The following is a 15,983-nucleotide window of genomic DNA, read 5'->3' as shown; positions in this document are numbered from 1 at the left end:
TCGTCCGAGGACGTTAAGAATCCATGTCACTTTGAGTGCCCACACAGATTGTCTGATAAATTGTTAAAGAGCAGTGCCGCTTCGTTTTTCGCTGCGGCGCGGGGTGTGCATATTACGCTTTCCCGCCTCAGAGTCAAGCATTTATTTTTGCTTTTCTCTGCGAGGTTCTCAGTGGAACCCCGCTGACCCGGCGGCGTTTGTGCCGTTGTTCCGTGTCAGTGGAGGCGCATTATAGGGAGTTATTCCGGGCTGACAAGCGCTAAATTCAAAAAACTTTTCAACCGTCTTTTTTTTCAACAACACGCGGAAAAAGGCAGCATAAAGGCATTAATTTGCTGTTTTTATCACCACGGATATATACCGAATGGCATACTAACAAGTGAATATGCAAAACCAGGAACCTATAAATGTCTTTAAATGCACAACAGATCGCGGCACAAAAAAACCTTTCCTGGGTGCTGGCTGAGAAAGTGGCACAGCAAATCCTTAAAGGTCAGTATCTCCCCGGAAGCATTCTGCCTGGTGAAATAGAGTTGGGAGAGCAGTTTGGTGTCAGCCGAACGGCAGTAAGAGAAGCAATAAAGACATTAGCCGCAAAAGGTATGGTCCTTCCCCGTCCACGTATTGGCACTCGGGTCATGCCGAGGGAAAACTGGAACTTCCTTGATAAAGAGTTACTGACGTGGTGGATGAGCGAGGATAACTTTCAGGAAGTTATTCAGCACTTCCTTATTATGCGTAGCAGCATTGAACCCCAGGCGTGCCAGTTAGCCGCCGTAATGGGAACTGCCGAACAAAAGGCACACCTTAATACGCTAATGGAAGAGATGGGCAGGCTTAAAAAGCATTTTAATCGCGAGCGCTGGGTTGAAGTGGATATGGCCTGGCATGAACTGATCTATACGATGAGCGGCAATCCTTTTCTGACTTCCTTCGCAGCACTGCTCCATTCGGTCTATCGCACCTATTTCACGTCAATAACCCAGGACCAGGTGATTAAACTCGACCTTCATCAGGCCATTGTTGATGCCATCCAGGAAAGCAATGGGGAAGGCGCTTTCCACGCGTGTCAGATGCTGTTAAAAACACCAGGCGCACCCGCGGCAAAATAACAGGAACCCGCATGACAGAGAAAAAACACCGCAGTATGGCCGGATTGCCGTGGATTGCGGCAATGGCTTTCTTTATGCAGGCTCTGGACGCCACAATATTAAATACCGCACTGCCTGCAATTGCACAGAGCCTCAATCGTTCCCCTCTGGCGATGCAATCAGCCATTATTAGCTACACCTTAACGGTCGCAATGTTGATCCCGGCAAGCGGCTGGCTGGCAGACAGATTCGGTACCCGCCGGGTATTTATGCTGGCGGTCAGTTTGTTTACCCTCGGCTCACTGGCCTGTGCACTTTCCACCTCACTGGCATCGCTGGTCACTTTCCGCGTTATCCAGGGGATTGGCGGCGCGATGATGATGCCCGTAGCCCGCCTTGCGCTACTGCGTGCCTATCCGCGTAGCGAGCTACTTCCGGTCCTCAACTTCGTAACGATGCCGGGTCTGGTGGGGCCAATACTCGGGCCGGTGCTGGGCGGCGTTATGGTCACCTGGGCTACCTGGCACTGGATATTCCTGATTAATATCCCGATTGGTATTACCGGATTGTTATATGCGCGCAAATACATGCCCAACTTCACCACGCCGCGCAAGCGTTTCGATACCGGCGGTTTTTTTCTTTTCGGCCTCAGTCTGGTGCTGTTTTCCTGCGGGATGGAGCTATTTGGCGAGAAAATTGTGGCGAGCTGGCAGGCAGGCGTCGTGATCCTGAGCGGGATTATGCTATTCCTTCTTTATATACGTCATGCACGCCGTCATCCCACCCCGCTGATATCGCTCAATCTCTTCAGAACACGAACGTTTTCCGTAGGCATAGCCGGGAACATCGCTTCTCGTCTGGGTACCGGTTGTGTGCCGTTTTTAATGCCACTGATGCTGCAAGTGGGTTTTGGCTACTCAGCATTGATAGCCGGCTGCATGATGGCCCCGACAGCCATGGGGTCCATTCTGGCTAAATCACTGGTTACCCAGGTGCTCCGCCGCCTGGGTTATCGCAAAACCCTGGTCGGGATTACGCTGTTTATCGGGCTGATGATTGCTCAGTTTTCCCTGCAGTCACCCGCGATGGAGGTCTGGCTGCTGATACTGCCTCTGTTTATTCTGGGTATGGCGATGTCTACCCAGTTCACCGCAATGAACACCATTACACTCGCGGATTTAACGGATGAAAACGCCAGCAGCGGCAATAGCGTTCTGGCCGTTACTCAACAATTGTCGATTAGCCTGGGTGTAGCGGTGAGCGCTGCGGTACTGCGCTTCTATGAGGGATTTGAGGGGAATAACATCGTAGAGCAGTTCCACAACACCTTTATCACCATGGGTGTTATCACGCTGATATCCGCATTTACCTTTATGCTGTTACGACCAAAAGATGGCCGTAACCTGATAAAAGAAAAGCACTGAGGCTTAAGCGGATCCGCGCTCCATCAGCACCGGCGTAAGCTGTAAGCGCTGCTGCTGCTGGGTTGGGTCAGCAATACGGTGGATTAGCACGTCAATGGCCAGTTCACCCAGCTCGTCTTTCGGCTGATGAATAGTCGTGAGCGGCGGCGCCATATAACGCGCCAGTTCGATATCGTCATAGCCGACAATCGCCATATCGTCAGGGACTTTTAACCCGGCCTGGTACAGCGCCTGATACGCCCCCACGGCCATCGCATCGTTGCTGATAAACACCGCCTGGGGACGATCTTGTTGCGCCAGCAGCGTCTGCATCGCCTCAAAACCACCACCAAACTCAAAATTACTGATGATTTCATCCCCTTCGCCGACGGTCAGGCCCGCATTCGCCATTGCCGCACGATAACCCTCAAGGCGCAGACGGGCTGGGGTTTTGTCCTGAGGACCGGTAACACAGGCAATATGGGTATGACCTTTATTGATCAGATACTGAGTGGCCATATCGCCCCCCAATAACGAATTATCCTGAATCAGGTCACTGTCACCATCAAAAGGTGCCCAGTCCATCATTACTGTCGGAACAGAAGGGTAGCGCTGGAGAATTTCCTGAGAAGGCTGGTGAGTCTCAGTGCATAAAAGCAAAAGCCCATCGACTCGCTTTTGCATCAGCGTTTCCAGATTACGGTTCATACGCTGCTCATCGCCTTCGGTATTGCACAATATCAGGCTGTAGCCGCGTTCAAAGCAGCTGCGCTCTACACCGCGCACCAGTTCAGAATAGAAGGGGTTTGAACTGGCGGTAATCAACATGCCGATGGTGCGGGTTTGATTTATTTTCAGGCTGCGGGCCAGCGCAGAAGGCGCATAGTTCAACGTCTTGATTGCGGATTCCACCTTTTCCCGGATGGCATCACTGACAAAACGATCTTTATTGATGACATGCGAAACGGTCGACGTTGATACACCCGCTACGCGGGCCACATCCTTCATCGTAGCCAATCGTCACCCCTGCTGACTGAGAAAATCATCAATTTCTTTGCGCCACGGAACCGACGGTTGCGCCCCTTTACGGGTGACAGCAATGGCTGCCGCCGCGTGAGCAAATCGGATAGCGTCATCCAGCGCATTATTCTCTAACAGCGCCGTCATCAGCGCGCCATTGAAGGTATCGCCTGCGGCAATGGTATCGATGGCTTTAACTTTAAATCCGGGGATACGCCGGCCTTCGCCTTTTACGCTCGCCCAGACACCACGGCTGCCAAGAGTAATAATGACGGTATCAATGCCTTTAGTATGGAGTACTTGCGCCGCATTTGACGCATCTTCGTCACTGCTCACCCGAATACCGGTCAGTTTTTCTGCTTCAGTTTCATTCGGGGTAATGATATCCACCAGCGCCAGCAACTCATCGGACAATTCACGGGCGGGTGCCGGGTTCAGAGCCACGATGGTTTGATTCTCATGAGCGATACGGGCAGCCGCCAGTACGCTTTCAACCGGTGACTCCAGCTGCATCAACAATGCCGAAGCCTGAGCAATAGCGTCGCGTTGGGCGACAACGCGTTCAACGGAGAGTGCTGCGTTTGCGCCCGCATGAATACCGATGACATTCTCACCTTCACCGTTAACAAAAATCAGCGCCACGCCAGTGGACTCACCAGCAATAACACTGACAGGCGCAACGTCGATATTGTCGCTTTTCAGCTGCTGGCGAACGCGTTCACCCGTATCGTCATCGCCCGTACAGGCAATAAACGCAATATTAGCACCGCTGCGACCCGCAGCGACGGCCTGATTTGCGCCTTTACCGCCAAAGGCGATTTGGTACTGATTACCCGTTACCGTTTCCCCTGGGGTCGGGAAAGATTCAAGGTTGAGAATGTGATCGGCATTAATACTGCCAAGGACGACCAGTTTGCCTGTGGTTTTCATGATGCGCTTGTCCGTTAAAATGCGCCACCAGCCTGCCGGTGGCGCGAGCCCTGCTTTTCTTTAATACGTTATCCTCCAGACCCCTTCCCGTGGGAGAGTCTGAATCCTTCTTACTGTTTGATAACCAGTTTCAGGTCAACAGGGATTTTTACGTGTACTTTCTCGCCTTTCAGCACTTTATCAGCGGTTTCAACGCCTTTGGCGCCAATCTGTTCCGGGAGCTGCGCGATGGTCGCCGCCATTTTGCCGTCGTTTACCGCTTTTACGCCATCCGGCGTACCGTCAAATCCCACCACCATCACGTCGGATTTGCCTGCGGTTTGCAGCGCGCGCATCGCGCCCAGCGCCATCTCATCGTTCTGAGCAAATACCGCCTGCACATCAGGATGGGCCGTCAGCAGGTTCTGCATAACGTTCAGGCCTTTTGTACGGTCAAAGTCAGCAGGCTGGCTGGCAAGAACACTAAATTTGTGTGCAGCAACGGCCTGCTGGAAACCTTCGCCACGTTCACGGGCCGCAGAAGTTCCGGCAATCCCCTGGAGCTCAATAATTTTCGCGCCTTCACCCGCCTTACGGGCAATGTAGTCACCGGCAATTTTACCGCCCAGCACGTTATCGGAAGCGATATGGCTGACCACTTCGCCTTTCGCCGCAGCACGGTCAAGGGTGATAACCGGAATGTTGGCCTGGTTTGCCATTTTAACTGCGTTACCCACGGCGTCGGAGTCAGTCGGGTTGATCAGCAGCAGTTTGGTGCCACGAACCGTCAAATCCTGAACGTTGGCTAACTCTTTCGCCGGGTTGTTTTGTGAATCCAGCACTACCAGGTTGTAACCCAGTTTATCGGCTTCTTTCTGCGCACCGTCTTTCAGGCTAACAAAGAACGGGTTGTTCAGTGTGGAAACAACCAGTGCAATGGTGTCCTTGGCCATCGCATTCGCGCTTACGGTGGCGCTCAGTGCAACAGCAGAAACCAGGGTAGCCAGTTTTTTCATGTTCATATTCATGATGTCCTGTAGTGTGGGTAATTACTGTTTTTTGTTGTCTACCAGCACCGCGAGCAGAATCACCACTGCTTTAACGATCATCTGGTAATAGGAAGAAACGCTTAACAAATTCAATCCATTATTCAGGAAGCCAAGGATCAGCGCACCGATCAATGTCCCAACAATGCGCCCTTTACCTCCGGCCAGGCTGGTACCGCCCAACACCACCGCAGCAATGGCATCCAGCTCATAACCGGTCCCGGCGTTTGGCTGAGCGGAGGACAGACGGGCAACCTCAATAATGCCTGCCAGTGAAGCCAGTAAGCCGCACAGGGCATAAACCATCACTTTCACTTTATCGACGCTGATGCCCGACAACCGGGTTGCCGCTTCGTTACCGCCCAGAGCATAAATATAGCGGCCGAGACGGGTATGGTGCAGTAAATACCAGGTGGCAATAAAGACAACCGCCATAATCCACACCGGGGCCGGGATCCCCAAAGGACGCCCAATACCAAACCAGCCAAAGAGATCGGCATTATCGGTAAATCCGGTGTTTATTGGGCTCCCGTTGGTATAGACCAGCGTAATGCCGCGCAGCAGCAGCATCATCACCAGGGTGGCAATAAACGCCTGCACCCGACCTTTAGCCACCACCGCACCAGTGACTGCCCCTACAGCAGTCCCCAGAGCCAGGGCGGCGGCGACAGCCACCAGCGCATTCACTTCCATTCCCACCAATGACGCGGCGACCGCACCGGTCAGCGCCAGTAAAGAACCGACGGACAGGTCGATCCCGGAAGTCAAAATAACCAGCGTCATGCCAACCGCCATAATGGCGTTCACTGACGTCTGTTGCAGGATATTCAACAAGTTATTGACGGTAAAAAAGTTCGGGCTCAGGGTCGATACAATCGCAATCAGCACCAGTAAGGCGATCAGTGATTTTTGTTCCATCAACCACGCTTTGCTGAAATAGCGGCGACCAGAAACAGCCTGGGTAGTCATCTTTTTTACTCCTGATTCACACGATTAAGCTTGCCCACAGCGGCAGCCATCAATACTTCCTGAGTGGCCTGCTCGCGTGTGAATTCACCCTCGAGATGCCCTTCGTGCATCACCATGATGCGGTCGCTCATGCCTAATACTTCCGGCATTTCCGACGACACCAGAATGATGCTCAGGCCATCGGCCTTAAACTGGTTAATAAGCTGATAAATCTCTTTTTTCGCCCCCACATCGACGCCACGGGTTGGCTCATCAAGGATCAGCACTTTCGGGCGCGTCATTAATCCACGCGCAATCGCCACTTTTTGCTGATTACCACCAGAAAGCAGGCCAATTGCCTGTTCCATCGACGGAGTTTTGACGTTGAACAGACGGATAAAGTCGCTGACCGCCTGCTGTTCATCTTTGTGTTTCAGGCTACCGCCACTACGACTGAAATAGCCCAGCGCGGTCAGGGACATATTCTCTTTGACCGACATACCAAGGACTAAACCATCGCGCTTACGGTCTTCTGAGATATAGACGATGCCGTTTGCCAGGCCATCCTGCGGATAGCGGGTCACCACTTCATGCCCATCCAGGGTAACGTAACCACTAGTACGTGGCAGAGCGCCATACAGCACTTTCATCAGTTCTGTTCGTCCGGCGCCCATCAGGCCTGCCACGCCCAGGATCTCGCCTTTACGCAGCGTGAACGACACATCGTGCACGCCAGGTCCACACAGATTGTCCACTTTCAGGCGGATGTCGCCGGGTGCTTTATCAAGGCGTGGGTACTGATCTTCGAGCTTACGACCGACCATCATTTCAATCAGCGTATCTTCGGTGAGCGTGGGCACCTGACGCTCGGCAATAAACTGACCATCGCGGAAGACGGTGACGTCATCGCAAATCTCAAAGATCTCTTTCATACGGTGGGAAATATAGACAATACCGCGCCCCTGGGCTTTCAGCTCGCGGATCACCCGGAACAGGGACTCGGTTTCGGTGTCGGTCAGCGCATCGGTCGGCTCGTCCATCACAATCACCCGTGACTCGTAGCTCAACACCTTGGCAATCTCCACCATCTGCTGATCGCCAATAGAGAGTTCCCCTACCAGCAGATCGCTCTTATAGCGCAGATTCAGTTTCGCCAGCAGTTTGTCAGCTTCGGCATACATTTTCTTCCAGTCGATTTTGCCGAAACGACTGACGAACTCACGCCCGAGAAAGATGTTTTCAGCAATGCTCAACTGAGGGATCAGATTGAGCTCCTGGTGAATAATACCGATGCCCGCTTCCTGGGAGGATTTCGGCCCATTGAAGGTGGTCTCTTTTCCCAGCCACAGCAATGAACCGGCATCACGGGTATAAATACCGGTCAGCACTTTCATCATGGTGGATTTGCCCGCGCCGTTTTCACCAACCAGCGCCATAACGCGGCCAGCATAAACATTTAGCGCCGCACCGGAGAGGGCTTTTACCCCCGGGAATGCTTTGTCGATTCCCTTAAGTTGCAGTAACGCGTCCATGCCGGCCTCAGAAGGTTACGCCGGCACAGAGAATAATATTCGCATACGGGGAACACTCCCCGCTGCGAATAACCGCCTGACTGTCTGCGGTCTGTTTTTTAAATTGTTCGTGGGGAACGTAACGAACATCTATGGTATTACCCTGGTGTTGTTGCAGCTGCTCAATATGGCTGAGCAACGTTTCGTGGAGCTGCGGATTATGTTGTTGAATTTCCGCTGCGATGATAGCTGCCTCAACCTGCATTTCCGTCGTGACCACTTCCAGTACCTGCATAAAGCCAGGCACCCCCTGGGTTAATGCCATATCAATACGTTGAGTACCCTGTGGCACCGGTAAACCCGCGTCACAGACCACCAGCGTATCGGTATGCCCAAGACGGGAAATCACCGACGAGATTTCAGAGTTAAGAACAGTACCTTTTTTCATTTTATGCTCCATTAGCGAAACGTTTCGCTGATCTCAGTGTAAACCTGAGAATGTTCAGAAAACCACCGCAGCGTTACAGAAGTGTGATCGATATCGAAACGTTTCGCTCGCGTTGCATTAAAAAAACATCGCTTTGCTTTCTTAAGCCAAATTGCGGGTGTGAAATAACAAAAACCCCTCGAAAAGAGGGGTTTTAGCAGGCTGTTAAATCTCGACCTGGGTACCGAGTTCAATAACCCGGTTAGGCGGGATTTCAAACTGATCCGGGGCGCGCAAGGCATTACGCTGGAGGAGCAGATAAAGTTTGCCGCGCAGGCGCAGATACCAGGGGCGTTTACCGACAATCAGAGACTCATGGGACATAAAGAATGAGGTCTCCATCATCCGGCAGCTTAACCCTTCCAGACCGCAGCGGTGGAACACCTCCTCTACGTTCGGGGTCTCACGCCAGCCGTAGCTTGCCACGACTCGCCAGAATGTCGGCGAAAGCTGCTCAATCTGCACCCGTCGTACGTTATGCACATAAGGCGCATCTTCGGTGCGCAACGTCAGCAGGATAACCCGCTCATGCAACACCTTGTTGTGCTTCAGATTGTGCAGCATGGCAAAGGGGATCACATTCAACGCGCGGGACATATAAACCGCGGTACCTGGCACACGCACCGGCGGCGATTTCTCCAGCGAGGCAATCATGGCTTCCAGAGAGTTGCCGTGCTCATGCATCCGGCGCAGCAGGCGAAAACGCTCGCTCTTCCAGGTTGTCATCACCACAAACATGACCAGGCCCAGGCTCAGCGGCAACCAGCCACCGGACAGCAGCTTGTCGAGGTTCGCCGAAAACAGCGGAATATCAATACACAGGAACCCGGTAAGCAGCAGGCCGACGAACACTTTATTCCAGTGCCAGTTTTTGCGCGCCACGGTCATCGACAGAATAGAGGTCAGCACCATGGTTCCGGTCACTGCAATACCGTAAGCCGCCGCCAGATTGCTCGAGTGCTCAAAGCTGACTATCACAATGACCACCGCAAAATAGAGCAGCCAGTTAATGAAAGGGATGTAGATCTGCCCCGACTCCATCTCCGAGGTATGGATGATACGCATCGGCGACAGATAGCCCAGACGCACGGCCTGACGAGTAAGCGAGAAGACGCCGGAAATGACCGCCTGGGAAGCAATTACCGTTGCCAGGGTGGCAATCACCAGCATCGGGATCAACGCCCACTCAGGCGCCAGCAGAAAGAACGGGTTTTTAATCGCCTCCGGGTTTTTTAATAACAGCGCCCCCTGGCCGAAATAATTCAGCACCAGCGAGGGGAGTACCACCAGGAACCAGGCCACGCGAATAGGCAGTTTGCCGAAGTGCCCCATATCCGCATACAACGCCTCAACGCCGGTAATAGAGAGCACCACGGCGCCCAGGGCCACAAACGAAACGGTTTTGTACTCGAGGAAGAAATTGACCGCCCAGGCCGGATTAAGCGCCTGAAGCACTTCCGGATTTGAGATGATACCGCGCGCGCCCAGCATCGCCAGAATCAAAAACCAGGCAAGCATAATAGGCGCAAAGAGTTTGCCCACAAGCCCCGTTCCGTGCTTCTGGATCATAAACAGCAGCGTCAGTACCACTATCGAAAGCGGGACAGTCCAGCTCTCCAGTGAAGGCGCAACGATTTCCAGACCTTCAATGGCCGACATCACCGAAATGGCAGGGGTTATCACCACCTCGCCATAGAAGAAGCTGCCGCCAATCAGCCCCATAATCACCAGCACCGAGGTCATTCGCGCCGACGTATTGCGACCGGCCAGTGACATTAGCGTAAGAATACCGCCCTCTCCGGCGTTATCCGCACGCATCACGAAGGTGAGATATTTGATGGAAACAACAAGTATCAGCAGCCAGAAAATCAGCGACAGGAAGCCAAAAACAGCGTCGCGTTCGACACCGAAACCAAACTGACCTGACAAACATTCACGAAGAGTATAAAGCGGGCTGGTGCCAATATCACCGTAGACAACCCCAATAGCCGCGAGTGTTATCGCGGGCAACGATTGCTTATTATCAGTGCTCATAGACTAATCTTTTGTTTGAATGACAAATGTGTGCTTAGTCCCTTGGCCCACAAAAAGCGCACAGTATGCACGATTATTTGCTAAATCGTACCCCTAAATGCGACCACATTATTCTGGCGCAATGAAAATGACGCCATTGTTCAGTCTATTACAAGCCCCAACTCAAACGTCTATACTCGCAGAGGCAAGCCGGGGGTTCCCGGCGAAAGGATGCAAAATCAATTATGGCTCACTCACATTTATTAGCAGAAAGAATTTCCCGCTTAAGCAGTGCACTGGAAAAAGGTCTTTTTGAGCGTAGCCACGCTATTCGCCTGTGCCTGTTAGCCGCATTGAGCGGTGAAAGTGTGTTTCTGCTCGGCCCGCCAGGTATCGCCAAAAGCCTGATCGCCCGCCGCCTGAAGTTCGCGTTTAAGCATGCCCGCGCGTTTGAATACCTGATGACCCGCTTTTCCACCCCCGAAGAGGTGTTTGGTCCACTCTCTATTCAGGCGCTAAAAGATGAAGGACGCTATGAGCGTTTAACCCAGGGTTATTTGCCGGAAGCTGAAATTGTCTTTCTCGATGAGATCTGGAAAGCAGGGCCTGCAATCCTTAATACCCTGCTCACCGCCATCAATGAACGTCGTTTTCGCAATGGCGCGAGCGAAGAAAAAATCCCTATGCGTCTGCTGGTGGCCGCGTCCAACGAATTGCCGGAAGCGGATAACAGCCTTGAGGCGCTGTATGACCGAATGCTGATCCGTCTGTGGCTGGATAAAGTGCAGGAGAAAGGGAATTTTCGCTCCATGCTGGTCAGTCAGCAGGATGAAAACCACAACCCCGTTCCCGCAGACCTGCAGATAAGCGATGAGGAATATACCGACTGGCAGCAGAAGATTGTCCAGGTGACGCTGCCTGATAGCGTTTTCGAACTGATCTACCTGCTTCGTCAGCAGCTCGATAGTTTACCTAATGCGCCTTATGTCTCAGATCGACGCTGGAAAAAAGCGATCCATTTACTTCAGGCCAGCGCCTTCTTTAGCGGACGCGATGCGGTCGCGCCAGTCGATCTTATCCTGTTAAAAGATTGTCTGTGGTACGACGCGCTAAGCATGCAACTGCTGAAAAATCAGTTAGAAATATTGATGACCGGGCACGCCTGGCAGCAGCAGTCGATGCTCACTCAACTGGGCGCCATTGCCCAGCGCCGCATTCAGCTTCAACAGCAGCAGAGTGATAAAACCGCCCTCAAAGTCTCCCGCCAGGGCGGTATGTTCAGCCGCCGTCCGCATTACGATCTGCCCGACGAATTACAGGATGCCACCCTGACCCTTCTGCTCCAGCAGCCGCTAAAACTTCATGATATGCAGGTTATTCACGTGACCATTGAGCGTGCAGCGCTGGCACAGTGGCTGGCGAAGGGAGGGGAAATCCGCGGCAAACTCAACGGCATCGGCTTTGCGCAGGTCCTGAATCTGGATGTGGATGGTAATCTGAATGTGGTGATCCGTGATGTCAGCTTGCAGGGCTCGCGCCTTGCCCTGCCCGGCGGTAGCCAGACGAATGTTCCGGAAGAAGTCTCGCAGCAGCTGGAAGCCCTCGATACTCTCTGGCATCAGCAACATACCCGCTTTAGCGAACAACAGAAGTGTCTGTTCATTCCCGACGACTGGTTAGGGCGTATTGAATCCAGCTTGCAGTATGTCCGGGCGCAGATCCAACAGGCGCGTCAATGCTAACTCTGGACGTGCTGAATGCGATTTTAACCATTGGTGAGGAGGCGATCATTGAGGAGTTGATCGTCGCCATACTGGCCTCGCCGCAGCTGGCGGTGTTCTTCGAAAAGTTTCCTCGTCTGCGTCACGCCATCACCGAAGACATTCCTCGCTGGCGGGAAGCGTTGAAAAGCCGCCTGAAAGAGGCCCAGGTACCGCCGGAGCTGACAGAAGAAGTCTTATCTTATCAACAGAGTCAGTTGCTCCCGACATCACAACTGATTGTCCAGCTTCCGCAAATCCTGAACCTGCTGGATAAGCTTCGATCGCCGTTTGCCGCCCAGGCCCATGCTATGGTGGCGGATAACCCCACCTTCACGCCAGCGCTGCATACGCTCTTTTTACAGCGCTGGCGGCTGAGTCTGGTGGTACAGACCACCGCGTTTAATCAACAGCTATTAGAAGAGGAGCGCGAGCAGCTGCTCAGTGAAGTACAGGCCCGTATGACCCTCAGCGGCCAGCTTGAGCCAGTGTTAATCGAGAACGAAAACGCCGCCGGACGCTTATGGGATATGAGCGCCGGGCAGATCTCGCGCGGCGACTACCAGTTGATTGTTAAGTACGGCGATTTCCTGAGCGAGCAACCGGAGCTGAAACAACTGGCGGAACAGCTCGGCCGTTCGCGCGAGGCGAAATCCGTTCCCCGCAAAGATGCGCCAATGGAAACCTTCCGGATGCTGGTGCGTGAACCTTCGACGGTACCGGAACAGGTTGATGGTATTCATCAAAGCGATGATATTTTGCGCCTGCTGCCTGCGGAACTGGCAACCCTTGGCATATCGGAACTGGAATATGAGTTTTATCGCCGTCTGGTCGAAAAACAGCTGATTACTTATCGTCTGCATGGCGATGCCTGGCGGGAAAAAGTGGTCGAACGCCCGGTTGTGCATCAGGACTTTGACGAGCAGCCGCGCGGGCCGTTTATTGTCTGTGTCGATACCTCAGGTTCAATGGGCGGCTTCAATGAACAATGCGCTAAAGCATTTTGCCTTGCGCTGATGCGCGTCGCCCTGGCGGATAAACGACGCTGCTACATCATGCTGTTTTCCAGTGAAGTGGTGCGGTATGAGCTTACCAGTCAGCAGGGACTGGAGCAGGCGATCCGCTTTCTTAGCCAGCGTTTTCGTGGCGGCACGGATATCGCCAGCTGTTTTCGGGCCATTATTGAGCGGATGCGGGGAGGGGAGTGGTATGACGCCGATGCGGTGGTCATTTCTGACTTTATCGCCCAGAGACTGCCGGACGATGTGGTCAGCCATGTCAAAGAGCTACAAAGCGTACAGCAGCAACGTTTTCATGCCGTGGCGATGTCGGCGCACGGTAAACCCGGCATCATGCGCATCTTTGATCATATCTGGCGCTTTGATACCGGGATGCGCAGCCGCCTGCTGCGCCGCTGGAAACGTTAAAGAAGCGAAGAAACGCTTGCGCGCACCTGCTCAGGCCAGACGCCACATTGTACCTGGCCGATATGCGGCAGTTGCAAAAGCAACATGGTCAGACGGGACTGGCCAATACCGCCCCCGATGGTTTGCGGCATCTCGCCCTGTACCAGCGCCTGATGCCACTCCAGTTGCAACCTGTCTTCATCATCGGTGATTTTAAGCTGCCGCTTCAGGGCTTCGGCATCAACCCGGATCCCCATCGACGACAGCTCAAGCACATCTTCAAGCACCGGGTTCCACACCAGAATATCGCCGTTCAGCCCCTGTAAGCCACCATCGCCCGGCGTACTCCAGTCATCATAATCCGGCGCCCGCACGTCATGATGCTGGCCATCACTGAGTTTGCCGCCAATGCCAATCAGGAATACTGCTCCCAGCTCTTTGGCAATCGCGCGCTCACGGCCTTTGGCATCAAGTTCAGGGAAGCGGCTCAGCAGCGCCTGGCTATGCACAAAGTGGATCTGCTCCGGCAGGAAGGACGTCAGGCCAAACTCCTCGCTCACGGCGGCTTCGGTCGCTTTGATCCCGGCGTAAATGGCTTCAACGGTCGATTTAAGGGTACCGGTATGACGATCGCCATCGCCCATCACCCGCTCCCAGTCCCATTGATCCACATAGACAGAGTGAACCGGCGACAGACGATCTTCATCAGGGCGCAGCGCTTTCATATGCGTGTATAAGCCTTCGCCAGCGCTGAAATCATGCTGTCCCAGAGTTTTGCGTTTCCATTTCGCCAGCGAATGCACCACTTCAAACTGGGCATCCGGCAGGTTTTTTACTTTCACCTGCACCGCTTTCTCAGAACCTGACAGATTATCCTGAGTGCCATCTCCGACACGGCTTAAAATTGGAGCCTGAACCTCAATAAGCCCCAGTTTTTCTTCCAGTTGGCGGGAGAAATGCGACTTCACGAAAATAATCTGACGTTGTTTGCTGATGTAAGCGGATTTCATTTTTCCTTTCCTTTTTTCTCTCTGTTGCCCGTCATTAAGCAACAGAAATTCATTACCATTCAATAATCGGCAACAAAAAAGGCCTCACAGGTTTTGATTCGTTAAAATGACCCGTTAATATAGAAAGATTGTTCACTCATCATAAGAAAAACGTATGGAAAATTATCAGATCGATAATCTGGACCGCGGCATCCTCGAGGCATTAATGGCCAACGCCCGTACGGCATACGCCGAACTGGCGAAGCAATTTGGCGTAAGCCCGGGCACCATTCACGTCCGCGTGGAGAAAATGAAGCAGGCGGGGATCATCACCGGTGCCCGCATCGATGTCAGCCCCAAACAATTAGGTTATGACGTCTGTTGCTTTATCGGCATCATTCTTAAGAGCGCAAAGGACTACCCTTCAGCGCTGGCCAGACTGGAAAGCCTCGAAGAGGTGACCGAAGCCTATTACACCACCGGGCATTACAGCATCTTTATTAAAGTGATGTGCCGATCGATTGATGCCCTGCAACAGGTGCTTATCAACAAGATCCAAACAATTGATGAAATCCAGTCCACCGAGACGCTGATCTCCCTGCAAAACCCGATCATGCGGACGATCCGCCCGTAACAGGGCGTTTTCATGCACCCGTAATACCCATATTGTCCACAGGTAGATCCCAGCTGATTCACAGCGTACAATACGCCCCTCTTAACCGGAGTGGACTTCATGGCAGATATTACTCTTATTAGTGGCAGCACCCTGGGCGGCGCGGAATATGTCGCCGAACATCTGGCAGAAAAACTGGAAGATGCCGGTTTTACCACCGAGACCCTGCATGGCCCTCTGCTGGAAGACCTTCCGCTGGAAGGCACCTGGCTGGTGGTGAGTTCCACCCATGGCGCTGGCGATCTCCCGGACAACATTCAGCCTTTATACGATCAACTGGCGGCACAAAAGCCGGATCTGACGGCAGTGCGTTTCGGGGCGATTGGGATCGGCAGCCGCGAATATGACACCTTCTGCGGCGCGATTGATAAATTAGAAGCGTCACTGATCGCCTGTGGGGCAAAACAAGCGGGTGAAACCGCCCGAATTAACATCCTTGAGCATGACATTCCGGAGGATCCGGCTGAAATATGGCTGGGATCCTGGATTAATTTACTCAAGAACGATTAAAGATCGCGCGATCAGATGTGGATAAGTATGCTTAAAACCGCTGATCAACCGGTAGTTATCCAATGAATAACCCTTGGTCAGTTTTTGGCTTGTGTATAACTAGCCCTTTTGATCCCAGCTTATACTGACCAGGATCACCGATCATTCACAGTTAATGATCCTTACTAAGATGATGATCTTCTTACCAGGATCCGGCTTATCCACAAGCAAGCGGGAT

General features: G+C 52.9%; 13 protein-coding genes and 1 pseudogene. 6 read left to right on the top strand and 8 right to left on the bottom strand.

What is annotated here, in order from left to right; translation table 11 throughout:
* Window positions 1-407 precede the first annotated feature (407 nt).
* Both ACSZO4_RS07215 and mdtD read left to right on the top strand, forming a co-directional pair.
* Window positions 408-1,112: a FadR/GntR family transcriptional regulator gene (locus tag ACSZO4_RS07215; RefSeq protein WP_437888204.1), complete on the top strand. Its 705-nt coding sequence runs from the start codon at window positions 408-410 to the stop codon at window positions 1,110-1,112.
* Window positions 1,113-1,123: 11 nt separating this feature from the next.
* Window positions 1,124-2,553: pseudogene (mdtD, locus tag ACSZO4_RS07210) on the top strand (multidrug transporter subunit MdtD).
* On the opposite strand, the gene rbsR reads toward mdtD, so the two are convergent.
* The 7 genes from rbsR to kup form a co-directional block, all read right to left on the bottom strand.
* The gene (gene rbsR / locus ACSZO4_RS07205) at window positions 2,519-3,511 is read right to left on the bottom strand and encodes a ribose operon transcriptional repressor RbsR (protein ID WP_437888203.1); all 993 of its coding nucleotides are present in this window, start codon (window positions 3,509-3,511) and stop codon (window positions 2,519-2,521) included. The pseudogene mdtD and the gene rbsR overlap by 35 nt on opposite strands.
* Window positions 3,512-3,514: 3 nt before the next feature.
* Window positions 3,515-4,444, bottom strand: coding sequence for a ribokinase (gene rbsK, locus ACSZO4_RS07200; RefSeq protein ID WP_437888202.1), 930 nt, complete (start codon window positions 4,442-4,444; stop codon window positions 3,515-3,517).
* Between the two features lie 110 nt (window positions 4,445-4,554).
* Window positions 4,555-5,445, bottom strand: a complete 891-nt coding sequence (rbsB, locus tag ACSZO4_RS07195; RefSeq protein WP_437888201.1) for a ribose ABC transporter substrate-binding protein RbsB — start codon at window positions 5,443-5,445, stop codon at window positions 4,555-4,557.
* Window positions 5,446-5,472: 27 nt separating this feature from the next.
* Complete coding sequence (gene rbsC / locus ACSZO4_RS07190; RefSeq protein WP_437888200.1) at window positions 5,473-6,438, bottom strand: ribose ABC transporter permease; 966 nt, start codon at window positions 6,436-6,438, stop codon at window positions 5,473-5,475.
* Window positions 6,439-6,443: 5 nt separating this feature from the next.
* Entirely contained in the window at window positions 6,444-7,949 is a 1,506-nt protein-coding gene (gene rbsA, locus ACSZO4_RS07185) for a ribose ABC transporter ATP-binding protein RbsA (protein WP_437888199.1), read from the bottom strand.
* 7 nt (window positions 7,950-7,956) lie between these two features.
* Window positions 7,957-8,376, bottom strand: coding sequence for a D-ribose pyranase (gene rbsD, locus ACSZO4_RS07180; protein WP_437888198.1), 420 nt, complete (start codon window positions 8,374-8,376; stop codon window positions 7,957-7,959).
* A gap of 204 nt (window positions 8,377-8,580) precedes the next feature.
* Entirely contained in the window at window positions 8,581-10,449 is a 1,869-nt protein-coding gene (kup, locus tag ACSZO4_RS07175) for a low affinity potassium transporter Kup (RefSeq protein ID WP_437888197.1), read from the bottom strand.
* Window positions 10,450-10,673: 224 nt separating this feature from the next.
* Between kup and ravA the strand changes: the two genes are divergently transcribed.
* Entirely contained in the window at window positions 10,674-12,170 is a 1,497-nt protein-coding gene (gene ravA, locus ACSZO4_RS07170; protein WP_437888196.1) for an ATPase RavA, read from the top strand.
* On the top strand, window positions 12,164-13,615 hold the full coding sequence (gene viaA, locus ACSZO4_RS07165) for an ATPase RavA stimulator ViaA (protein ID WP_437888195.1): 1,452 nt from the start codon (window positions 12,164-12,166) through the stop codon (window positions 13,613-13,615). The genes ravA and viaA overlap by 7 nt, the downstream gene beginning before the upstream one ends.
* On the opposite strand, the gene asnA is transcribed toward viaA, so the two are convergent.
* Entirely contained in the window at window positions 13,612-14,604 is a 993-nt protein-coding gene (gene asnA / locus ACSZO4_RS07160) for an aspartate--ammonia ligase (protein ID WP_437888194.1), read from the bottom strand. The two genes, viaA and asnA, sit on opposite strands and share 4 nt — an antisense overlap.
* A gap of 154 nt (window positions 14,605-14,758) precedes the next feature.
* Here asnA and asnC point away from each other — a divergent pair, with 154 nt between their 5' ends.
* On the top strand, window positions 14,759-15,217 hold the full coding sequence (gene asnC, locus ACSZO4_RS07155) for a transcriptional regulator AsnC (RefSeq protein WP_041689565.1): 459 nt from the start codon (window positions 14,759-14,761) through the stop codon (window positions 15,215-15,217).
* Window positions 15,218-15,316: 99 nt separating this feature from the next.
* Entirely contained in the window at window positions 15,317-15,766 is a 450-nt protein-coding gene (gene mioC, locus ACSZO4_RS07150) for an FMN-binding protein MioC (RefSeq protein ID WP_437888193.1), read from the top strand.
* Window positions 15,767-15,983: the final 217 nt, after the last annotated feature.

The organism is Phytobacter sp. V91 (genome assembly GCF_965644225.1).
Lineage (GTDB): Bacteria > Pseudomonadota > Gammaproteobacteria > Enterobacterales > Enterobacteriaceae > CBFFRJ01.
Note: the sequence above shows the minus strand (reverse complement) of the source record. Positions and strands in the feature narration are given on the sequence as shown.

What these genes read in the sequence shown, in the direction of transcription:
- ACSZO4_RS07215 (WP_437888204.1), top strand. Translation starts at nt 408, where the DNA reads ATGTCTTTAAATGCACAACAGATCGCGGCACAAAAAAACCTTTCCTGG.
- rbsK (WP_437888202.1), bottom strand. Translation starts at nt 4,444, where the DNA reads ATGAAAACCACAGGCAAACTGGTCGTCCTTGGCAGTATTAATGCCGAT.
- rbsB (WP_437888201.1), bottom strand. Translation starts at nt 5,445, where the DNA reads ATGAACATGAAAAAACTGGCTACCCTGGTTTCTGCTGTTGCACTGAGC.
- rbsC (WP_437888200.1), bottom strand. Translation starts at nt 6,438, where the DNA reads ATGACTACCCAGGCTGTTTCTGGTCGCCGCTATTTCAGCAAAGCGTGG.
- rbsA (WP_437888199.1), bottom strand. Translation starts at nt 7,949, where the DNA reads ATGGACGCGTTACTGCAACTTAAGGGAATCGACAAAGCATTCCCGGGG.
- rbsD (WP_437888198.1), bottom strand. Translation starts at nt 8,376, where the DNA reads ATGAAAAAAGGTACTGTTCTTAACTCTGAAATCTCGTCGGTGATTTCC.
- kup (WP_437888197.1), bottom strand. Translation starts at nt 10,449, where the DNA reads ATGAGCACTGATAATAAGCAATCGTTGCCCGCGATAACACTCGCGGCT.
- ravA (WP_437888196.1), top strand. Translation starts at nt 10,674, where the DNA reads ATGGCTCACTCACATTTATTAGCAGAAAGAATTTCCCGCTTAAGCAGT.
- viaA (WP_437888195.1), top strand. Translation starts at nt 12,164, where the DNA reads ATGCTAACTCTGGACGTGCTGAATGCGATTTTAACCATTGGTGAGGAG.
- asnA (WP_437888194.1), bottom strand. Translation starts at nt 14,604, where the DNA reads ATGAAATCCGCTTACATCAGCAAACAACGTCAGATTATTTTCGTGAAG.
- asnC (WP_041689565.1), top strand. Translation starts at nt 14,759, where the DNA reads ATGGAAAATTATCAGATCGATAATCTGGACCGCGGCATCCTCGAGGCA.
- mioC (WP_437888193.1), top strand. Translation starts at nt 15,317, where the DNA reads ATGGCAGATATTACTCTTATTAGTGGCAGCACCCTGGGCGGCGCGGAA.